At 46.4% G+C, this 293-nt stretch carries 1 protein-coding gene; it reads right to left on the bottom strand.

Annotated elements, in window-relative coordinates:
* Positions 1-30: 30 nt before the first annotated feature.
* The coding region (locus KC820_RS13075) for a hypothetical protein (protein WP_212371695.1) at positions 31-293 on the bottom strand (263 nt) is incomplete at its 5' end.

Genomic DNA, 293 nt, shown 5'->3' with positions numbered 1-293 from the left:
TCCCTTGTTACTGGTTTATCTGCCATCTTTTTACTCCTCTCCGAATAGTTTTGGCTCGTCTGGCTGGGCTTCTTCAACCATTGCTTTCGCTTCTTCCTCAGTCATTCCCTCAAATTTTACAAAATACAACCATGCCGGAACCTTGCCAGTAGTCACATACTGCCACCATCTCGCACGGTCATTTTCACGTACATACAGGATGTCCCCGAAATCATAATTGACCTCGTAAGCTCCGACAGGTGCAAGCCCGTACAGGTCAGCGTAAACGTTCAGTGCGTAAATAACTTCATCCA

Source organism: Allobacillus saliphilus (assembly GCF_018138385.1).
In the GTDB taxonomy this organism is placed as follows: Bacteria; Bacillota; Bacilli; order Bacillales; family Alkalibacillaceae; genus Allobacillus; species Allobacillus saliphilus.
The sequence above is the reverse complement of the archived record's forward strand: the minus strand, read 5'-3'. Positions and strand labels throughout refer to the sequence as shown.